Genomic DNA, 17793 nt, shown 5'->3' with positions numbered 1-17793 from the left:
CCTGAAGGTCTCAGTAGGTGACGGTGACGGTAATCGTGTCGGCATAGTCGCCCGCCGATGGTGTGCCTTGCATGGGCACGCGTCCATAGACGGTGGTGGCGTGGCTGTTGCCGTCGCCGGTCCCGTCGACCGTGTCGGTGCCGGGGGTGGCCCCCCAGTGCTGGGTCCGGCCGCCATCACGATACAGCCCATACTGGATCACCTGCCCGCCTGGCCCGGCCATGTGGCGCACGCCCCCGATGGCATGCTGGCCATCGTCCAGTCCGATCTTGTAGGCCGTCCCGTTGACGCATCGCACGCCCACGCTGGAAGTGCCGTCGTGATTGGCCAGGGACAGCAGGTCGGCCACGTTGCCGAAATTAAGGTCGGTCGCGGTGACCGTGCACGCCTTCTGGACAGTAGCGGTGGCATTGATCTGGAAGCTGACGACGTTGCCGCTGCCGCAGCTCGCCGGCGTGCTGTTGGTCTGGTGGTCGTAGGTGAGGAACGAGTCACCGAGAAGGTTGGCGTAGCTGCCGGTGACGGCGCTGCTCTGGCCGGCCGGCACCCGGCCGAACACATTCACGCTCCCAGAGTGGCTGCCGTAGCTGAGAAACCCCCCGGGGACGGTAAACGGGGGCAATTGCGGTGGCGCTTGTGCCGTGGCCAGCGAGCCCCAGACCGAAGTGCGGCCGGCATCGGTGTAGATCTGGAACTGCAGGGCATGGCCGCCGCCATCGCTCATCAGGCGGGGAGTGAGCTGGCCACCGCTGCCGGTGCCGATGCTCGCGCACAACGTCACCTGCTCTGGAAGGCTGATGAAAAATGTCTGCCTGCAGGTGTAGTCGATGGTTGCCGTGACATCCTGATTGCCGCTTTGCGGGTCGATCGTGCCGAAGTTCAATGCGCTGCCGGTGGCGCTGCAGGTGATGCCGGCCTGGGCCTTGCCCGGAAGCATCAGGCCGACGGCCGGCAGCAGGACCAGCAGCAGGAGCAGGCGCAGCAGATGCTGTTGTGTCACGGTCCGCCTCTCTTGCGGCAGGCCAGTGGTCCGATCTCGGGGATGGTATCGCCCTGCTTGTGATAGTCGAAGCTGGCGCTGCATGCGCCGCCCTCCGGCGTGGTCACCTCCAGCGTGTTGTGCTTCTGCAAGGTATCGAGGTAGACCACGCCGTCGAAACCGACCAAGGCAGCCGCACCATCCTGCCCTCGCAGGTGCGCCACGCTGCCCAGCGGCAGCGGCTTGCCGGCGGCATCGTGCAGGACGATCGAGGCTGCGCGAACCGGGGTGATGCCGAAGCGGACCAGGGTGCCGGCGCGGTCGCTTGGCGTGGCGATGGTCTTGACGTGGTCGATGTGCACATCGGCGGGCAGGTCCATCGGATCGATGGCCAGCTGGTTCTTCTGCCACGCGCTGAGCGGTGTCACCAGCAACAGGCCGCTGCCGTTGGTATGGCCGATCGGCCGATTTTCCAGTTTGACCGGCACGTTGGCGATGCCGTCGGTGGAGACCACGGCAAAGGCATCATCGATACGACGCGAGGCGAACAGGCCGCCACCCATCAATACCAGGGCGCCGTTGCCGCTGGCATACGCGTACCGGCTGTCGCCGAACACGTTCACCCCGGTGTTGATTTGTCCATAGTCGCCGCGGTAGCCGACTTCGGCCAGGCCACCCTGCTGGTGGTCGCCGCTGCGCGCCTGCGCGCGCCAGCCGAAGCCGCCGTCGCCAGGCACGACATGGTCGGCGCTGAGCGTGAAGCTGTCGCGGCCGCTGTCGCGCTGCGCCGAGGCGCTGAGCTGGGTGCGGTCATCAAGGCTCATCGAGAAGCCCAGAAAAATGCTGCGATCGCTGCGCTCGGCCAGATTCTGGTTGACGCTGACATTGATCGACGCGCTGTTGCCGATGGAGCGGAACCAGAACGCGCTGGCATAGCGAGAATCCCGGTCGGAGGTGCTGCCCGGGCTGCTGCCGAAGGGCAGGGGAGACGGATACGCCAAACTGGCCTGAGCGTTCGTGGGGGCCTGGCGCAGATGCAGGTAACTGAGGCTGAAGCTGCCCAGGTGAGAGGTGCTCAGGCCAAGCGTGGCACGTTCACTCACACTGGGCGGTGGCGCCCCGTACAACGACGCGACGTCGCGATAGTTGCCACTGCTGCGGATACTGTTGAGGGCGATGTTGAACGGGCCGCGACGCCACTGGTAGCCCAGGCTGTACAGGAAGCCCTGCAAGCCCCGCCCATGACTGCGCGCGAACGAAGTGTTGACGACGCCGGCGTCCGTGCCCAGCAGCCAGGTGGCGCCGAGACCCGCGTTCACCACGCCTGCGCTCGCCTCGCCGTGCAGCTGCGCCGTGAGACGATCGCTCGCGCCGTAGCGCCAGGTGCCGCTGGCGGCAGGGTCGTGACCGTAGTCGAACGACTTCTGGCCATAGCTCTGGCGCACCACGCCCAGTTCCGCGGACCAGTCCGACAGCCCCTGCTGCAGCAACTGTTCGCTGGTGTAGAACGGGAATTCCACGGTGGTGCTTCGTCCCAGTGCGTCGGTCAGGACCACCTGCGCATCACCGCTGCCATTGATCGTCGGTGCGCTGTTCAACTGGAACGGGCCGGGTGCGACCTTGCCGCTGTATTGCCGGATACCGTTGACGTAAAGATCCACCGCCGAAGGCAGCGCGGCCTGGCCAAGGAAAGCCGGTACCGGTGTGGTGACGCGATACGGCTGCAGCGAGAAATTGCGTGACAGCTGGATTCCGGCCACATGCGTGGAGCGGGTCCACGCCAGTGAGCCGGTGAGCGTGTCGCCCACCCGCAGCGTCAGCATTCTTGCCGGAAATGAGGTTTGCCAGCTGGTGTCCAGCCGGACCGAGCGGCCTTGCCAGCCGGCACCCGGGAGTCGGCTCGACTGGCTGAGTGTCGTATTGCTGAGCACGCCACTGCCACTGAAGGCGCGCAGTTCCGTGTAGGCGCTCAAGCTGCTGCTGCGCTGGTCGTCAGCGGTGCCGTAAAGGTCGTAGTTCAGCAGCAGCCCCGGGGACGCCGTGGCCTGCGGAATGTCGTCGCCGGACGCCTGATTCAGTACCGTGGTCTTGAGGTCGAGCAGGGAAATCGGCGCGGTGATGGATACACGCTGGTGGCTGGCGTCGTAACTGACGATCGTTCCGGGCAACCGGTTTAGCGACTGTGGGTCGGCGCCGCCGGCAGGCAGGCGGAAGCCCAGTCGATCCAATGTGCTCCGACTCGCCCAGAGTTCGCCATTGCGCAGGCCGAAATGGACCAGCTGGCCGGTGGGCTGTTCGTTGAGCACCACTTCCAGATAGAGATCGTCGCCCACGCCCATGCTGATGCCGGCGTCATCGAGCACCGAGAGGGCACTGCCATCGGCTGGACCACTGCTGGCCGTGGCGTCCGCCGTTGCTGCCGTCGCCAGACTGGCAAGCAGCGGACTAGCGAGCAGCAGCGTCCAGCGATACTGGTTGCGCAACCACTTCATCGTTGACCTTGGCGTTGAGGGTGCCACCAGCGGCAAATACCGCTGCTGGTGTCTTTAGCGTCCAGCGCTTGTGGGCGCCGGGCAGCACGTAGCCGAGCAGGCCGGCGTTGACGTCGGTTTTCTTGCCGTGGCGATCGACAAAGGTGATCTGGCTCAGTTGGGCGTGGCCATTGCCGGCGTTGGAGACGTTCAGCACCGCGCGATCCCCTTCGCGCTGCAGCGACCAGTTCAGGTGTGGCGCCGTCCTGGACTTGCCTTCGGGCTCGATGAATACCGGCACCGAATACCGCAGTACGAACTGGACGCCCTGCTTGCCGCTAGCGGTGACCGGCAACTCATCGATGATGACGCGGTAGGCGTCTTCCGTGGCGGCGGCCCCCATCGGCGGCGGACCGATGCGGATCACCCGCACCAGCTGGCGATCGGCCGGACCGATCGCCAGCATGGGCGGGCTGGCGAGCAGATTGCGGGAGGGCACGAGGCGCTCCTCGCCATCCTCTTGCGTCCAGTGATACACCCGCACCTGCGCATTCAGCACGGAAGCCCCGGTGTTGCTCAGCCACAGACCGTCGGCATTCTGCCGGGCCTGCAGCTGCAGCGAGATGGGCGCCACCTGCAATCCGGTGGCCGCCACCGTGCCGGTCACCCCAAGCGTCAGGGTGGCTGTCAGCGCGCGGCCAAGCCGCTGGATGCGCGAGAGGTCCATCTTCAGTAGGTGACGGTCACGGTGACGGAGTCGAGATAGTCGCCTGCGTGGACATTGGCGCTGGCAACCACGCCATACGCGTGAAGAGTCTGCGCGCTGCCCGTGCCAGTGCCGGTCACGGTGTCGGTGCCGATCGTATTGCCCCAGACGTTGGTATGGCCGGCTTCCTGGTAGAGCTGGTAGCCGACAGTCGCCGCCGCGCCGCTCTGCGAAGCCATCTTGCGTGCCGCCACGCTGCCGCTGGAGCCGCCATCCAGGCCGATGTTGTAGCTCGCATCGGGCGTGCAGGTCACGGTGATGTCGTTCTGTGCCGAGATGGACGTGTCCGTCGACAGGTGGCTGCCGAAGTCGACCGCGGTGGGCGCGGTGGTGTGCACGTCGCAGGTGTTGTCGATATGGATCTTGACATCGAACTGCGCGGTGTCGGTGGCGCTGGGGCTGGCCATGGCAAAACCGGCAACGGTGAAGAGGGCGGCGGCAAGCAGGGTCTTCTTGAACATCATGACGAGTGTCTCCGGATCGGTGGAAAGTGATTTCGTGAGTGGCTTAAGCAATGAGCATGCCATGTTCATTGTGTAAACGGTTACGTTCCCCGTCGGTAACCGCTGGCGCTGGCGAAGAATCCAGTCCTGATGCGGATTCCGCGCAAATTGTCAGTGTTCCCTGACAATTTGTGACACCAAAACTGCGAAGTCCGTCACTTAATCCGAATGCCTTCGTCACTTCGATTTCACCGCTCCGGACAGCGAGCCTCATGTTGTGCGCCGATGTAAAGCTCGCTTGACAACGAGCGTGGACCGTCGCTAATCTGTGTTTGTCAAGTTTGCTTGACATCATTGAACAGGGAGATTCTTCATGAACAAGTGGTTTCGCCGTGCGTCATGTTTGCTGCTGGGAACTGGCCTGGTGTGGGGCAATGGCGCTGCCGCGCTCGCCCACGATGAGGGGTCGGCCACCAACGCCGTGGGTACCCTGAAAGTCGAGCGTCATGGCGACCACGGTCGTGCGGTGATCCTGATTCCCGGGCTGCAGGGCGGGCCGTGGGTGTGGCAGCGGACGATCGAGCAGCTGCAGAAGGACCATGTGGTGTACGCGGTGACGCTGGCGGGTTTCGATGGCATGCCGGCGCCCGCTGATGGCGGCGAACTGTTCGATCGGGCGGATGCGTCGCTGGAGCAGTTGATCGAGCAGCGGAAGATCGACCGGCCGGTGCTGGTGGGCCACAGCCTGGGCGGCACGCTGGCGCTGCGTTTTGCCGGCGAGCATCCCGAACTGATCTCGGGTGTGGTGGCGGTGGACGGCCTGCCGATTTTCCCCGGCATGGAGCGGGTGGGCGCGGAGCAGCGCAAGGCGATGGCGGCGCAGATGCAGCAGCAGATGTCGGCGGCCACGCCGGAGCAGTTCCAGGCGCAGTCACTGGGCTACATGCAGAAGATCGGCGTGATCGATCCGCAGCTGGCCGCGCGCTACGCGCCGATGAATGCGCGCAGCGACATCAAGGCCAGTGCGCAGTACATGGCCGAGGATCTCGCGTTCGACGGACGTGCGGCGCTGAAGAATGCGAACGTGCCGATCCTGGAGATCTCGCCATACAACGCCCCGGATTTCAGCCAGCCGCCGATGATGATGAGCGAGGCGCAGAAGACGGCGTACTACCAGTCGCTGCTGGCCGATGCGCCGAAGGCGAAGGTGGTCTCGATCTCGCCGTCGCGGCATTTCGTGATGCTCGACCAGCCGGCCAGGTTCCAGCAGGCGCTGGGCGCTTTCCTGCAGTCGCTTTGAGGCCTTCGATGACTCGCCTTTCGAACAAGAGCTACCAGTGGCAGACCCTGCTCAGCATGAGCGCCTACGTCGCGTTGCTGTTGCTGGTGTGGCCGCTGGCGCGCTCGGTGGAGGGCTGGGCCGCCAAGGGCTTGCTGGCGTTGGCGCCGGTGCTGCCGATGTTCTATCTGTTCGCGCTGATGGCCCGCCGCATCCGCGAAAGCGATGAACTGGAGCAGCGCATGCATCTGGTCGCGCTGGGCGTGGCCACGATGCTGACGGCGGCGCTCAGTCTGATCGGAGGCTTCCTGGCGGCGGCACACGTGCTCGCCATCGATGGATCGATCCTGATCTGGGTGTTCCCGGTGATGCTGGCCGGCTACGGGATCACGCGGTCGCTGCTGGTCAGGCGCTACGGCGGCGACATGTTTGCCTGCGCCGGCGATGCCGGGATTCCCGCTTACGTGCGTGCCTTGCTGGTTGCCGTGCTGATGGCGGCGGTGGCCGTCTTTGCCTACGTGAAGAACGACGATCAGTTGTGGGGCGTGTTCGCGGGAATGGCGGCGGCATTCATCGTTTTTGCAGGACTGCAGCTGGTTCGCCGCCAGCGGAAGGCGGCCCTGGCAGACGACAGGGCGCAACGATGAATCCCGTGTCGTCGGGGACACCATCAACCGGGAGACATGACTGATGGCCATGCGTGAAGTGCACAAGCGCTACCTGCGCGAATTCCTGCCGGCCATGGCTGCGTATGTCGTGCTGATCCTCCTTTCGGCGCTGGCATCGGCGCGGGTCGACAGCGTGGCCGGGCGCGTCGTGCTGGCCCTGCTGCCCCTGTTGCCCATCCTGCTGGCCATTCGCGCGATGGTTCGCGTGGTCCGCGACCAGGACGAACTGGAGCGGCGCATCGACCTGGAGGCGTTTGCGATCTCCGCCATGGCCACCGGCTTCGGCTTCTTCAGCTTCGGCCTGCTGATGGGCGCCAACGCGGGCTGGACGGTGTCGGGGCAGGCGGTCGCCATCTGGGTGATGCCGTGCCTGTTCGCCAGCTTCGGCATCGCCAAGCTGGTGGTGCTGTGGCGCTACCGCAGTCATGAATAACCATGTGCGTGAACTGCGCGGCGCGCAGGCCTGGTCGCAGGCCGACCTGGCCGAGCGGCTGGATGTTTCGCGGCAAACCGTCAACGCCATAGAAACCGGCAAGTACGATCCGAGTTTGCCGCTGGCCTTCAAGATTGCCCGTCTGTTCGGGCAAACGATCGAATCCATTTTTGAACCTGGGGAGTGACACGTGAGCATGAAACCCGGAAAACGCATGGGCGTGGTGGTCGCCGTCGCGGTGGCGATCATCTCGGCCAACCGCGTCGCCCATCATCGTGAGAAGGAACCGACGCCACCGGCACCGGCTTCGGCCTCGACTGCGGCCGTTGCACCCGCGCCGGCCGCCACCTGGAAACTCGGCAGCCTGACCCTGACCGCATGCGAGCTTGCCGCGCCGAACAGCGGCCTGAGCACGGCGGCCTGGTGCACGGACTTCCCCGTGCCGGAAAACCGGGCCGATCCGCACAGCCGCACGATCGAGCTGAAGCTGGCGGTGCTGCGTTCGCGGGCGCAGGTGGCCAGTCCCGACATGCTGGCCTTTCTTGCCGGTGGCCCGGGACAGGCGGCCACCGATTCGGCGGCCCAGGTGGCGACGGTGCTGAAGCCGCTGCTGGCCCATCGCCACGTGCTGCTGCTCGACCAGCGTGGCACCGGTGGTTCCAATGCGCTCAGCTGCAAGGAATCCGCCGCCACGAGCCCGCCGGACGACAGCACCTTCGACGCCGACAAGCTGCGCGCAGCGGCGGCGCAGTGCCTCAAGCTGCTGGCCGGTCGCGCCGATCCGCGCTACTACACCACCACGATCGCGGCGCAGGACCTGGAGGACGTGCGCAAGGCCATCGGTTCGCCGCAGTTCGACCTGATCGGCGTGTCGTACGGCACGCGGATGGCGCAGCAGTACCTGATGCGTTTCCCGCAGTCGGTGCGCAGCGTGGTGCTGGACAGTGCCGTGCCGAATTCGCTGGCCCTGGGCGAGGACTTCGCCCGCAACCTGGACGACGCGCTGAAGGCGCAGTTCGCCCGCTGCACCGCCGAGCCGGCCTGCAAGAAACAGTTCGGCGATCCGGACCAGACCCTGTACCAGCTGCGTGATGCGCTGCGGGCCAATCCGCACCAGGTCAGTTTTCGCGACCCGCAGAACTACCAGACGGTGAAGCAGATGCTGGACGAGGACTCGCTGGCCAGCGTGGTGCGCATGTTCGCGTACACGCCGGCCACCGCCGCGCTGCTGCCGCTGTCGATCGACGCGGCGGCGCATGGTGACGTGGGTCCGCTGCTGGGCCAGGCCAAGCTGCTGTCCGGCGAACTGTCCGAGCTGATGGGCAGCGGCATGCAGTATTCGGTGATCTGCAGCGAGGACGCCGACCTGCTGGCCGTGCGCCCGCAGGATGCGCAGACCATCCTCGGCACGCGCATGGTCGACGCGCTGAAGGCGGTGTGTTCGGTGTGGCCGAAAGGCACGCGCCCGGCCGACTTCCATGCTCCGCTGAAAACCGACAAGCCGGTGCTGCTGCTTGCCGGCCAGTACGACCCGGTGACCCCGCCGCGCTACGCCGAGGAAGTGGCCAAGGGCCTGCCGAACGCACGGGTGCTGACCCTCAAGGGCCAGGCGCACAGTGTCATGGCGACCGGCTGCACGCCGCAGCTGATCCAGCATTTCATCGAGAAGCTCGACCCGAAGACGCTGGACGCGGGTTGCCTGGACCGGTTGCAGCCGACGCCGATCTTCATCGACTTCAACGGAGCGACCCCATGATCGAGGTAAGGGATTTGCACAAGGCGTTCGGCGCGGTGAAGGCCGTCGACGGCGTCAGCTTCACGGCCCGCGACGGCGAGATCACCGGCCTGCTCGGCCCCAACGGTGCCGGCAAGACCACCACGCTGCGCATGCTGTACACGCTGATGGCGCCGGATCGTGGCCAGGTGCTGGTCGATGGCATCGATGCGGCGGCCGATCCGCTGGCCGTGCGTCGCCAGCTCGGCGTGCTGCCGGATGCGCGCGGGCTGTACAAGCGGCTCAGCGCGCGCGAGAACATCGACTACTTCGGACGCCTGCACGGTCTGCCCGAAGAACTGCTGGCGAGCCGGCGCGAAGCGCTGGTCAAGGCGCTGGAGATGGGCGACATCGCCGACCGCCGCACCGAGGGTTTCTCGCAGGGGCAGCGGGTGAAGACCGCGATCGCCCGCGCGCTGGTGCACGACCCGCGCAACGTGATCCTCGACGAACCGACCAACGGCCTCGACGTGATGGCAACCCGCGCGCTGCGCCAGTTCATGACGCGGCTGAAGGAGGAGGGGCGTTGCGTGCTGTTTTCCAGCCACATCATGCAGGAGGTGGGCGCCTTGTGTGACCGCATCGTGGTGATCGCACACGGCCGCGTGGTGGCCGACGAGACGCCGGACGCGCTGCGCGCCCAGACCGGCGAGAACAACCTGGAGGATGCCTTCGTGAAGATCATCGGCAGCGAAGAGGGCCTCGCCGCATGAACGACATGTCCGCGAAAATCCGCCGCGGCGGCGCGTTCCTCACCGTGTTCCTGAAGGAGGTGAAGGAAAACCTGCGCGACCGCCGCACCCTGATGAGCGCCTTCCTCACCGGCCCGCTGCTGGGCCCGCTGCTGTTCGTGATGCTGATCAACGTCACCCTCAACCGCGAACTGGACAAGGCCGAGAAGCCGCTGCCGGTGCCGGTGCTGGGCGCCGCGTACGCGCCCAACCTGATCGATGCGCTGAAGGCCGGCGGCGTGGTGCCGGGCGCGGCGGTGGCCGATCCCGCGCAGACCGTGCGCAAGCAGGATGCCGACGTGGTCCTGCGCATCGCCCCCGACTACGGCAAGGCCTGGCGCAAGGGCGAGCCGGTGCAGGTGGAGCTGTTCTACGACTCCTCGCGGCGTGACGCGAACACTTCGGTGGAGCGGGTCAGCGACCTGGTCGAGAACTATGCCCGGCAACAGGGGGCGATGCGACTGGTCGCGCGCGGGCTGTCGCCCGGCACCGCGTGGCCGCTGCAGGTCGCCAGGCGCGACCAGGCCACGCCGCAGTCGCGCGCGGTGCTGATGTTCGCGATGCTGCCGTATTTCTTCGTGATCACCATCTTCATGGGCGGCATGTACCTGGCGATCGACCTCACCGCGGGCGAGCGCGAGCGGCAATCGCTGGAGCCGCTGTTCGCCAACCCGGTGGCGCGCTGGAAAATCCTCTGCGGCAAGCTGGCGGCGATCTGCGCGTTCTCCACCGCGAGCCTGCTGATCACCTTGCTGGGCTTCGCGGTGGTCGGCCGCTTCATCCCCGCCGAGAAGATCGGCATGGAGCTCGACCTTGGCCTGCACTTCGCCACCTACGTGCTGCTGCTGATGCTGCCGCTGGTGCTGCTGCTGTCCGCGCTGCAGTCGCTGGTGGCTGCGTTTGCCAAGAGCTATCGCGAGGCGCAGACCTACATCTCGCTGCTGATGCTGGTGCCGATCATCCCCAGTGCGCTGCTGTCGTTCATGCCGATCAAGGCGCAGGCGTGGATGTACGCGATCCCGTTGCTGGGCCAGAACCTCGGCATCATGCAGTTGCTGCGCGGCGATGGCGTCACCGGCGAACAGATCGGCCTGTGCCTGGCCGGCAGTCTGGCGGCGGCGCTGGTGGCGGTGCTGGTGACCGCCCAGTTGTATCGCTCCGAGAAGCTGGCGATCTCGGCCTGAGCCCGGCCCTCCCCGGCCCTCCCCCTGTCCCACAGGGACTTCCTTCGCTCGCAAGCGGGGAGGGGGAAGCATGGCGACGCCATGCTCCTCCCCCTGCGTGCAGGGGGAGGTTGGGAGGGGGTTGGCTTTTGATCTCGCGCCGCGAAGCGCGTCTCTTCCGGCAAGGGGTCAGCCGGGTGGCGCGGTCAGTTCGCGGGCGTCGAGGTAGCCGTCGCGGTTGCGGTCCAGCTTGTGGAACTGGCGGCGCAGGTTGTCGCGGTTTTCCTGCAGCGTGATCGGCTGGCCGCGGCCACCGGGCAGTTCATCGGTTTCGATGATGCCGTCGCCGTTGCTGTCCATGTTGCGAAAACCCTGGCTCATGTAGGCCACGTATTCCGCCGCGCTGACCCGGCCGTCGCCGTTGTCGTCGAAGCGTTGCAGGTACGCCTGGCGGCTTTGCTGGGCATGGGTCGCCGTGGAGGCCAGCAGCAGAACCGCGGCGGCAGCGATGATCCGGATGTTCAGCGGTGGCCGCCGTGGATGCCGATGAACTGCAGGAACTCGGCGCGCGTCCTGGCGTCATCGCGGAAGGTGCCCAGCATCTGGCTGGTGACCATCGACACGCCGCGCTTGTGCACGCCGCGGGTGGTCATGCATTCGTGGCTGGCATCGATCACCACCGCCACGCCGGCCGGCTGCAGGGTTTCCTGGATGCAGTGGGCGATTTCCGCAGTGAGTTTTTCCTGCACCTGGAAGCGCCGCGCGTAACCGTCGACTACCCGGGCCAGCTTGCTGATCCCCACCACGCGATTGGTCGGCAGGTAGCCGACGTGGGCACGGCCGATGATCGGCGCCATGTGGTGCTCGCAGTGGCTCTCGAACTCGATGTCGCGCAACACCACCATCTCGTCGTAGCCGGCCACTTCCTTGAAAGTGCGGCGCAGGTACTCGCCTGGATCGGTCTCATAACCGCTGAACCAGTCGCGATATGCCTTCACCACGCGCTTGGGCGTGTCGAGCAGGCCTTCGCGCGACGGGTCTTCGCCAGCCCAGCGCAACAGCGTGCGCACGGCCTCCTCGGCCTGTTCGGGCGTGACTTCGGGGTGCTTGGCGCGGTCGTTCATGCCGGGTCCTTGGATCGTTCGAAAGGAAAGTTTAACCGGATGCCGGTCTTCACCGGTTGCGCCGGAGCTGATGCAGTTGCCGCTCTTGGCAGCGCCGTAGGTACGGAGTCGTTCCGATATCGGATGCAGTGCTCCTCGCGACGGGATGAGAGAACCGCGACACCCAGGCGAAAGGTCTTCCTGACGACGCATGACGTAATGTATAAGTTACATTATGTCCTGTAGAGATGACATGACTCCTCGATCCTTGCGCTACCTTGTCCTGGTCCCGCTGTCCGTCGGCCGGCTGGTGGTCGCCTGGCTGGTGGTGATGCAGGTGTTGCGCAAGCGCTGGCGCGACACCGTGGAGGCCGAGTGCGATCGCCAGATCGGGCCGCGCGCCAGTGGCTGGGCGCGGGCAGGACTGTCGATCTTCGCGCTGGCGCTGGCGGTGATGTTCGTCTTCTCGCCGCTGGGTCATCCGGGCTGGGCAAGGCCGCTGGCGATATCCAGCCTGCTGATGGCCGGCCTGACCGGATCCTGCCTGCTCGGGTACGCGGTGACGGGCATCACCTGCTGGCACGACCGGCGCGGCGCATGACCGGCACGCCGATCGACAACCTGATCCGCAAGCTGCGCTTCGAGCATGACGAGATGACCCAGCAAGCGCTGGCCGATGCCTGCGGCATCACCCGGCAGACGGTGATCGCGCTGGAGGCAGGCAAGTACGCGCCCTCGCTGGAGCTGGCGTTCCGCATCGCCCGCGTGTTCGGCGTGGGCGTGGAAGACGTGTTCCAGTGGAAACGGTGAGCGCCGTCTGTTCCTAGACGCTTTCGACCTACGGTGCAGTGGCGTCGTCACCGCCGTCGTCCAGCGCCGGCACATCTTCCAGCAGCAACGGGCTGTCGCCGGACAGCGATTCCACGTCGCGCAGCTTGCGCTCGATCGCGCGGGTGCGCTGGCCTGCGCTGTCGATGCTGTTGCGGGCCGCGTCCAGCTGCTTGCGGGTCTTTTCCAGCACCACGCCGAACTTGCCGAATTCGTTCTTCACCGCGCCAAGGATCTTCCACACCTCGCTCGAACGCTTGGCGATCGCCAGCGTGCGGAAGCCCATCTGCAGGCTGTTGAGCAGGGCGCTGAGCGTGGTCGGTCCGGCCACGGTGACCCGGTGGTCGCGCTGCAGATTCTCGAACAGGCCGGGGCGACGGATCACCTCGGCGTAGAGGCCCTCGGTGGGCAGGTACAGCACGGCGAAATCGGTGGTGTGCGGTGGCGCCACGTACTTGCCGTGGATGCGCCTGGCCTCCTCGCGCACCCGCAGCTCCAGCGCGCGGCCGGCGGCCTGCGCGGCTTCGGCATCGGAAACCTCCTGGGCGTCGAGCAGGCGCTGGTAGTCCTCCACCGGAAACTTCGCGTCGATCGGCAGGTAGACATGTTCGCCCTCGTCCTGGCCCGGCATGCGGATCGCGAACTCGACGCGGTCGTTGCTGCCCGGCACGGTGATCACGTTGGACGCGTACTGCTCGGCGGTGAGCATGTCCTCCAGCAGGGCGCCCAGCTGCACCTCGCCGAAGATGCCCCGCTTCTTCACGTTGGTCAGCACGCGCTTGAGGTCGCCCACGCCGGTGGCCAGGTTCTGCATTTCGCCCAGCCCGCGCTGCACGGCCTCGAGCCGCTCGGACACCAGCTTGAACGATTCGCCCAGGCGGGTTTCCAGCGTGGCGTGCAGCTTTTCGTCCACGGTGGCGCGCATCTGTTCGAGTTTCGCCGCGTTGTCCTGCTGGATCGCGCCGAGCTTGGCTTCCAGCGTGGCGCGCATCTCGCCCATGCGCTTTTCATTGTCCGCGGTGAGCGCGGCCAGGCGTTGCTGCTGTTGTTCGCCGAGCCGGTTGAGGGTGGTGGCGATCTCCTCGCGGCCCTTGCGCGCGTCCTCGACCAGTCGCTGGGTCAATGACTGCAAGCCGTTGTCGGTGCGTTCGGTGAGCAGGGTCAGCCGCTGGCCGAAACCGTCGATGCGCTCGGACTGCTGCTGCGACATGCCGTTGAGCTGCTCCCCCAGGTGGCCGCGAAAGCGGTCGAAGCCCTGCTGCAATTCCTCGCGGCCGGCGCGCTGTTCCTCGCGCAGGGTGCGCTCGACGCGGGCGCTGTCGTCCTTCAGCGCGTCCAGCTTGGCTTCGAGGCCGGGATCGCCGCGGCGGCGCAGCAGCAACGCCACCTGCAGCAGCAACACCAGCGCGGCGAGGATGACGAGGACAATCAGCAGGGTTTCATTGAGCGGCATGGAACGTTTTCCCGGGATCAGGCATCCAGTGTACGTCGAGCGGTCTCATCGACTGCGCCCGGATTCATGTTGCCGTCGCCGGGGCGGTGCATCATGGGCGGAAGTTCAGCCCGGGAGAGCTTCATGGAACACGTCCACGATTACCTGGTCATCGGCGGCGGCATGGCCGCGGACGCTGCCGCCAAGGCCATCCGCGAAGTCGACGGCGCGGCGAACGTCGGCATCGTGGGCGACGACCCATCGGCGCCGTATCAGCGGCCGCCGCTGAGCAAGGCGATGTGGAAGGGCGACAAGTCGCTCGCGGACATCGACCTGGCCACCGCAGGGAGTGGCGCCACGCTGCACCTGGGGCGGCGCATTGCCTCGCTGGATCGTGTCGCCCACGTGGCCCGCGACGACCGGGGCGACAGTTATCGCTATCGCCGGCTGCTGCTGGCCACCGGCGCCACGCCGCGCCTGCTGCCGTTTGATGGCGGCGAAAGGCTGATCCACTACCGCACGCTGGCCGACTACGAAGCGCTACGTCGCTACGCCCGACCCGGCGCCTACGTCGCCGTGGTCGGCGGCGGCTTCATCGGCTGCGAGCTGGCGGCCTCGCTGTGCAGCATCGGCTGCAAGGTGAGCCTGCTGTTTCCCGGCGAGACGATCGGCGCGGGACGCTATCCCGAAGTGCTGGCGCACTACCTGGACGACTACTACCGTAGCCGCGGTGTGGACCTGCATCCCGGAACCCGCGTGGTCGGCGGCGAAGCCACCCAGGATGGCGTGAAGCTGGAGCTGTCCAACGGTGAAATCATGCTGGTCGAAGCGGCGGTGGCCGGTCTTGGCGTGACGCCGAACGTGACGCTGGCCGAGCAGGCCGGGCTGGCTGTCGACAACGGCATCGTCGTCGATGCGCAACTGCGCAGCAGCGATGCAGACATCTGGGCCGCTGGCGACGTGGCCAACTTCCACAGTGTCGCGCTGGATCGCCGGATGCGCGTGGAGCACGAGGACGCCGCGATCAGCATGGGCCGGCATGCGGGACGCGCGATGGCCGGCGTGGCGGAGGATTACGTCGTCCAGCCGTTCTTCTACTCGGATCTGTTCGACCTGGGTTACGAAGCCGTCGGCCTGCTCGATACGCGGCTCCAGGTGGTCGAGGACTGGCGCGAGCCGTATCGGGAAGGCGTGGTGTATTACCTCGACGGCGGTCGCGTGCGCGGCGTGCTGTTGTGGAACACCTGGGACCAGGTCGACGCCGCGCGCGAGCTGATCGCCGAGCCTGGCCCGTTCGATGCCGCGTCGCTGCGCGGGCGCCTGCCACGCGGCGCCTGACCCTCCTGTCGAAGCAGCTTCAATCCACCCGGCAGAACACCGCCTTCAGGTAACGGCCTTCCGGCACGTCGGTGCGGAACGGATGGTCGGCGCCGGCGCCGCGCACTTCCAGCACCTGGATCGCGCGGCCGGCGTTGAGCGCGACCCGGCGCAGCATTTCCAGGAACTCGCCTTCGCCGACCAGGCCGGTGCACGAGCAGGTCAGCAGCAGCCCGCCGGGCGGGATGATGTCCAGCGCCATGCGGTTCATCGCGAAGTATTTCTTCAGTGCGTCCATCACCTTGCTGCGGTCGCGGGTGAGCTTGGCCGGGTCGAGGATCACCGCGTCGTAGCGTTCGCCGCGGGCTACCGCGGCGCGCACCCAGTCGAAGATGTCGGACTGCTCGAAGCTCACCGCGACGTTGTTCGCCGCGGCGTTGGCGCGGGCGACTTCGAGGATGCCGGCGTCCAGGTCCACGCCGACCGCCTCGCGCGCGCCGGCCGCCATCGCGTGCACCGCGAAGCCGCCGGCGTTGCAGCACAGGTCGAGCACGCGGCGGCCCCTGGCCAGTTCGGCGAAGCGCTTGCGGTTGTCGCGCTGGTCGGCGAAGAAGCCGGTCTTGTGGCCGGAGCCCGGCGCGGCGTGGAAGCGCAGGCCATGTTCGTGCACCTCGAACGCGGCGGGCACGTCGGGGCTGCGGCAGTCGAACGATTCCTGCTTCTGCACGTGCGACTCGGCGAACCAGTACAACTGCGCGCCGGGGAAATGCGCGAGCAGGGCGGCGTGGATCGCCTCGCGGAACTTCCACATGCCGGCGGCGAAGTATTCGACCACGATGACGTTGGCGTAGCGGTCGACGATCAGGCCCGAAAGGTCGTCGCCTTCGCTGTGCACCACGCGCCAGGCGTCGCTGACCGCATCGAGCTGCAGCCAGTCGCGGCGCAGCTGCACGGCGCGGGCGATGCGCGCGGCGATCCAGTCGGCGTCGATCGTGGCCTGCGGATCGGTGTCGAGCAGGCGCAGCGCGATGCGCGCGTGGCCGTTCCAGAACGCGCGGCCCACGAAGCGGCCCTTCGCGTCCTGTACCTCGACCACGCTGCCCGGCGGCAGTTTCGACTCGGGCTTGTAGATCTGTGCCGACCACACCCACGGGTGGCCGGGGCTGCGGTCGGATTTCAGGCGGATGACGGGAAGCGCGGCGGGAGTATTCATCCACCCATGATAGCTGGTGGCCGGGCGCCGGCCGCGCTGCGACGGCGAATGCTCAGTCGGCCTGGACCACCGCCAGTTCGTTGCCGTGCGGGTCGAGGAACTGGAAGCGCCGCCCGCCGGGGAAGGCAAAGATCGGGCGCACGATGCTGGCGCCGGCGGCCGTCACCGCGAGCAGGGCGGCTTCGAGGTCGTCCACCGCGATCACCGGCAGCGGCGCGCGGGTGGCTTCGGTCGGATCGCCCTGCAGGCCGACGTCCACGTCGCCGGTCATGGTCGCCGCGTAGCTGGGACCGAAATCCGTCAGCTCCCAGCCGAAGGCCTGGTGGTAGAACGCCTTGGACGCCGCGATGTCGCTGGCCGGCAATTCGATGTAGTTGGGACGCGCCATCGCGGACTCTCCGGGGTTGAACAGGTCAGCACCTGTGAAGAAAACCACTTCCTGTGGTTTTCTTCTATCGCACGTCCGGTACGTGCCCGGACGTGCTCACGCGAATCAGTCACCTGCGTGGCTGCTCCGCGACCGGCCGTCCATGGCCGGGCTGAGAGGTTGAAACATAACCCCTCAGCGCAGTCGCAGCACCAGCCACGACAGCAGCGCCAGCAGGTTGATGCCGATCCGCGACACCGACGGCCCGGCGATCGCCAGCAGGAAACCCTGCGAGCCGAGGTGCCAGTCGATGCCCAGCCGCGGCGTCGACTGCAGCGTGGCGAACACGTTGACGAAGGCGCCGCAATGCAGGCCGTAACTGAACACGGGCAGGGCGATCAGCGGCAGCTGCAGCAGCTGCGCCCAGCGCGACATCCGCACGCCCTGCTCGCTGCCGGCGACCAGCTGGATGCCGGCGGCCAGCACGAAGCCGTACAGCGCCAGGCCGAGCAGGGCGATCAGGCTGTCGTGGGCGCCGAATGGCAGCAGCCGGTGCAGCATCGCCGCCACCCCGTAGAAGCCGCCGGCGATTTCGAGGACGCCGATCAGGCGGAACAGAACAGTGCGCATGCGTAGCCCTGGCAAAAAAACGCAAGCTTAGGGCAACGCTGATCAAGTATCACCACCGTCACCCACCTCTCTGTTCGCAGACCACGGGGGCGTCGACGAAGGCAGACTGGCCGTCTGTCGAGACGACGGACCGAAGGCATGCGGACAGAGAGGGTGGGCCTCAACCTGTTGAACCTGAAATGACGAGGTGATGACG

The 17793-nt window shown here is 66.8% G+C and carries 20 protein-coding genes and 1 pseudogene; 10 read left to right on the top strand and 11 right to left on the bottom strand.

Going from position 1 to position 17793, the window contains the following annotated elements; translation table 11 throughout:
• Positions 1 to 10: 10 nt before the first annotated feature.
• The 4 genes from UU7_RS06865 to UU7_RS06850 are packed head-to-tail and all read right to left on the bottom strand — an operon-like array spanning position 11 to position 4680.
• Positions 11 to 1000 (bottom strand): Csu type fimbrial protein, encoded by a 990-nt coding sequence (locus UU7_RS06865; RefSeq protein WP_007806690.1) that lies wholly within the window; start codon positions 998 to 1000, stop codon positions 11 to 13.
• On the bottom strand, positions 997 to 3471 hold the full coding sequence (locus tag UU7_RS06860; protein WP_040673006.1) for a fimbria/pilus outer membrane usher protein: 2475 nt from the start codon (positions 3469 to 3471) through the stop codon (positions 997 to 999). The genes UU7_RS06865 and UU7_RS06860 overlap by 4 nt, the downstream gene beginning before the upstream one ends.
• On the bottom strand, positions 3425 to 4177 hold the full coding sequence (locus tag UU7_RS06855) for a fimbrial biogenesis chaperone (RefSeq protein ID WP_007806686.1): 753 nt from the start codon (positions 4175 to 4177) through the stop codon (positions 3425 to 3427). The genes UU7_RS06860 and UU7_RS06855 overlap by 47 nt, the downstream gene beginning before the upstream one ends.
• Positions 4178 to 4179: 2 nt before the next feature.
• Positions 4180 to 4680 (bottom strand): Csu type fimbrial protein, encoded by a 501-nt coding sequence (locus tag UU7_RS06850; protein ID WP_007806684.1) that lies wholly within the window; start codon positions 4678 to 4680, stop codon positions 4180 to 4182.
• Positions 4681 to 5032: 352 nt separating this feature from the next.
• Between UU7_RS06850 and UU7_RS06845 the strand changes: the two genes are divergently transcribed.
• Genes UU7_RS06845 through UU7_RS06815 form a run of 7 tightly spaced genes read left to right on the top strand, consistent with a single transcriptional unit; the run spans position 5033 to position 10728 of the window.
• Complete coding sequence (locus UU7_RS06845) at positions 5033 to 5959, top strand: alpha/beta fold hydrolase (protein WP_007806682.1); 927 nt, start codon at positions 5033 to 5035, stop codon at positions 5957 to 5959.
• 8 nt (positions 5960 to 5967) lie between these two features.
• Positions 5968 to 6585 (top strand): hypothetical protein, encoded by a 618-nt coding sequence (locus UU7_RS06840; protein ID WP_007806681.1) that lies wholly within the window; start codon positions 5968 to 5970, stop codon positions 6583 to 6585.
• Between the two features lie 43 nt (positions 6586 to 6628).
• Positions 6629 to 7039 carry a hypothetical protein gene (locus UU7_RS06835; RefSeq protein ID WP_007806679.1) on the top strand — a complete coding sequence of 137 codons (411 nt, stop codon included), beginning with the start codon at positions 6629 to 6631 and terminating at the stop codon, positions 7037 to 7039.
• Complete coding sequence (locus UU7_RS06830) at positions 7032 to 7226, top strand: helix-turn-helix transcriptional regulator (RefSeq protein ID WP_007806678.1); 195 nt, start codon at positions 7032 to 7034, stop codon at positions 7224 to 7226. The genes UU7_RS06835 and UU7_RS06830 overlap by 8 nt, the downstream gene beginning before the upstream one ends.
• A 9-nt stretch (positions 7227 to 7235) precedes the next feature.
• Positions 7236 to 8795 (top strand): alpha/beta hydrolase, encoded by a 1560-nt coding sequence (locus tag UU7_RS06825; protein ID WP_040673002.1) that lies wholly within the window; start codon positions 7236 to 7238, stop codon positions 8793 to 8795.
• Entirely contained in the window at positions 8792 to 9526 is a 735-nt protein-coding gene (locus tag UU7_RS06820; protein WP_007806673.1) for an ABC transporter ATP-binding protein, read from the top strand. Before UU7_RS06825 ends, UU7_RS06820 begins: the two co-directional genes overlap by 4 nt.
• A complete protein-coding gene (locus tag UU7_RS06815) occupies positions 9523 to 10728 on the top strand; it encodes an ABC transporter permease (RefSeq protein ID WP_007806671.1) in 1206 nt (401 codons plus the stop codon). Before UU7_RS06820 ends, UU7_RS06815 begins: the two co-directional genes overlap by 4 nt.
• A 168-nt stretch (positions 10729 to 10896) precedes the next feature.
• Here the strand turns inward: UU7_RS06815 and UU7_RS19150 are convergent, their stop codons facing one another.
• From UU7_RS19150 to folE, 3 genes and pseudogenes are all read right to left on the bottom strand, one after another.
• Positions 10897 to 11088, bottom strand: coding sequence for an EF-hand domain-containing protein (locus UU7_RS19150; protein ID WP_007806668.1), 192 nt, complete (start codon positions 11086 to 11088; stop codon positions 10897 to 10899).
• Between the two features lie 9 nt (positions 11089 to 11097).
• Positions 11098 to 11193: pseudogene (locus tag UU7_RS19145) on the bottom strand (EF-hand domain-containing protein); the annotation flags it as partial.
• Positions 11194 to 11228: 35 nt separating this feature from the next.
• The gene (gene folE, locus UU7_RS06805) at positions 11229 to 11831 is read right to left on the bottom strand and encodes a GTP cyclohydrolase I FolE (RefSeq protein WP_007806666.1); all 603 of its coding nucleotides are present in this window, start codon (positions 11829 to 11831) and stop codon (positions 11229 to 11231) included.
• Positions 11832 to 12063: 232 nt separating this feature from the next.
• Here folE and UU7_RS06800 point away from each other — a divergent pair, with 232 nt between their 5' ends.
• On the top strand, positions 12064 to 12411 hold the full coding sequence (locus UU7_RS06800) for a hypothetical protein (RefSeq protein WP_157581964.1): 348 nt from the start codon (positions 12064 to 12066) through the stop codon (positions 12409 to 12411).
• Positions 12408 to 12620 (top strand): helix-turn-helix transcriptional regulator, encoded by a 213-nt coding sequence (locus UU7_RS06795; RefSeq protein WP_007806663.1) that lies wholly within the window; start codon positions 12408 to 12410, stop codon positions 12618 to 12620. The genes UU7_RS06800 and UU7_RS06795 overlap by 4 nt, the downstream gene beginning before the upstream one ends.
• Before the next feature lie 28 nt (positions 12621 to 12648).
• Here the strand turns inward: UU7_RS06795 and UU7_RS06790 are convergent, their stop codons facing one another.
• On the bottom strand, positions 12649 to 14091 hold the full coding sequence (locus UU7_RS06790; protein WP_007806661.1) for a DNA recombination protein RmuC: 1443 nt from the start codon (positions 14089 to 14091) through the stop codon (positions 12649 to 12651).
• 123 nt (positions 14092 to 14214) lie between these two features.
• Between UU7_RS06790 and UU7_RS06785 the strand changes: the two genes are divergently transcribed.
• Positions 14215 to 15408, top strand: a complete 1194-nt coding sequence (locus UU7_RS06785; RefSeq protein WP_007806659.1) for an NAD(P)/FAD-dependent oxidoreductase — start codon at positions 14215 to 14217, stop codon at positions 15406 to 15408.
• A 19-nt stretch (positions 15409 to 15427) separates the two neighbouring features.
• Here UU7_RS06785 and UU7_RS06780 read toward each other — a convergent pair whose 3' ends face one another.
• The 3 genes from UU7_RS06780 to UU7_RS06770 all read right to left on the bottom strand — a co-directional run bounded on the left by UU7_RS06780 (position 15428) and on the right by UU7_RS06770 (position 17597).
• Positions 15428 to 16600: a class I SAM-dependent rRNA methyltransferase gene (locus UU7_RS06780; protein ID WP_007806657.1), complete on the bottom strand. Its 1173-nt coding sequence runs from the start codon at positions 16598 to 16600 to the stop codon at positions 15428 to 15430.
• 52 nt (positions 16601 to 16652) lie between these two features.
• The gene (locus UU7_RS06775) at positions 16653 to 16988 is read right to left on the bottom strand and encodes a VOC family protein (protein ID WP_007806655.1); all 336 of its coding nucleotides are present in this window, start codon (positions 16986 to 16988) and stop codon (positions 16653 to 16655) included.
• A gap of 174 nt (positions 16989 to 17162) precedes the next feature.
• Positions 17163 to 17597: a hypothetical protein gene (locus tag UU7_RS06770; RefSeq protein ID WP_007806653.1), complete on the bottom strand. Its 435-nt coding sequence runs from the start codon at positions 17595 to 17597 to the stop codon at positions 17163 to 17165.
• Positions 17598 to 17793: the final 196 nt, after the last annotated feature.

Source organism: Rhodanobacter spathiphylli B39 (assembly GCF_000264295.1).
Lineage (GTDB): Bacteria > Pseudomonadota > Gammaproteobacteria > Xanthomonadales > Rhodanobacteraceae > Rhodanobacter > Rhodanobacter spathiphylli.
The sequence above is the reverse complement of the archived record's forward strand: the minus strand, read 5'-3'. Positions and strand labels throughout refer to the sequence as shown.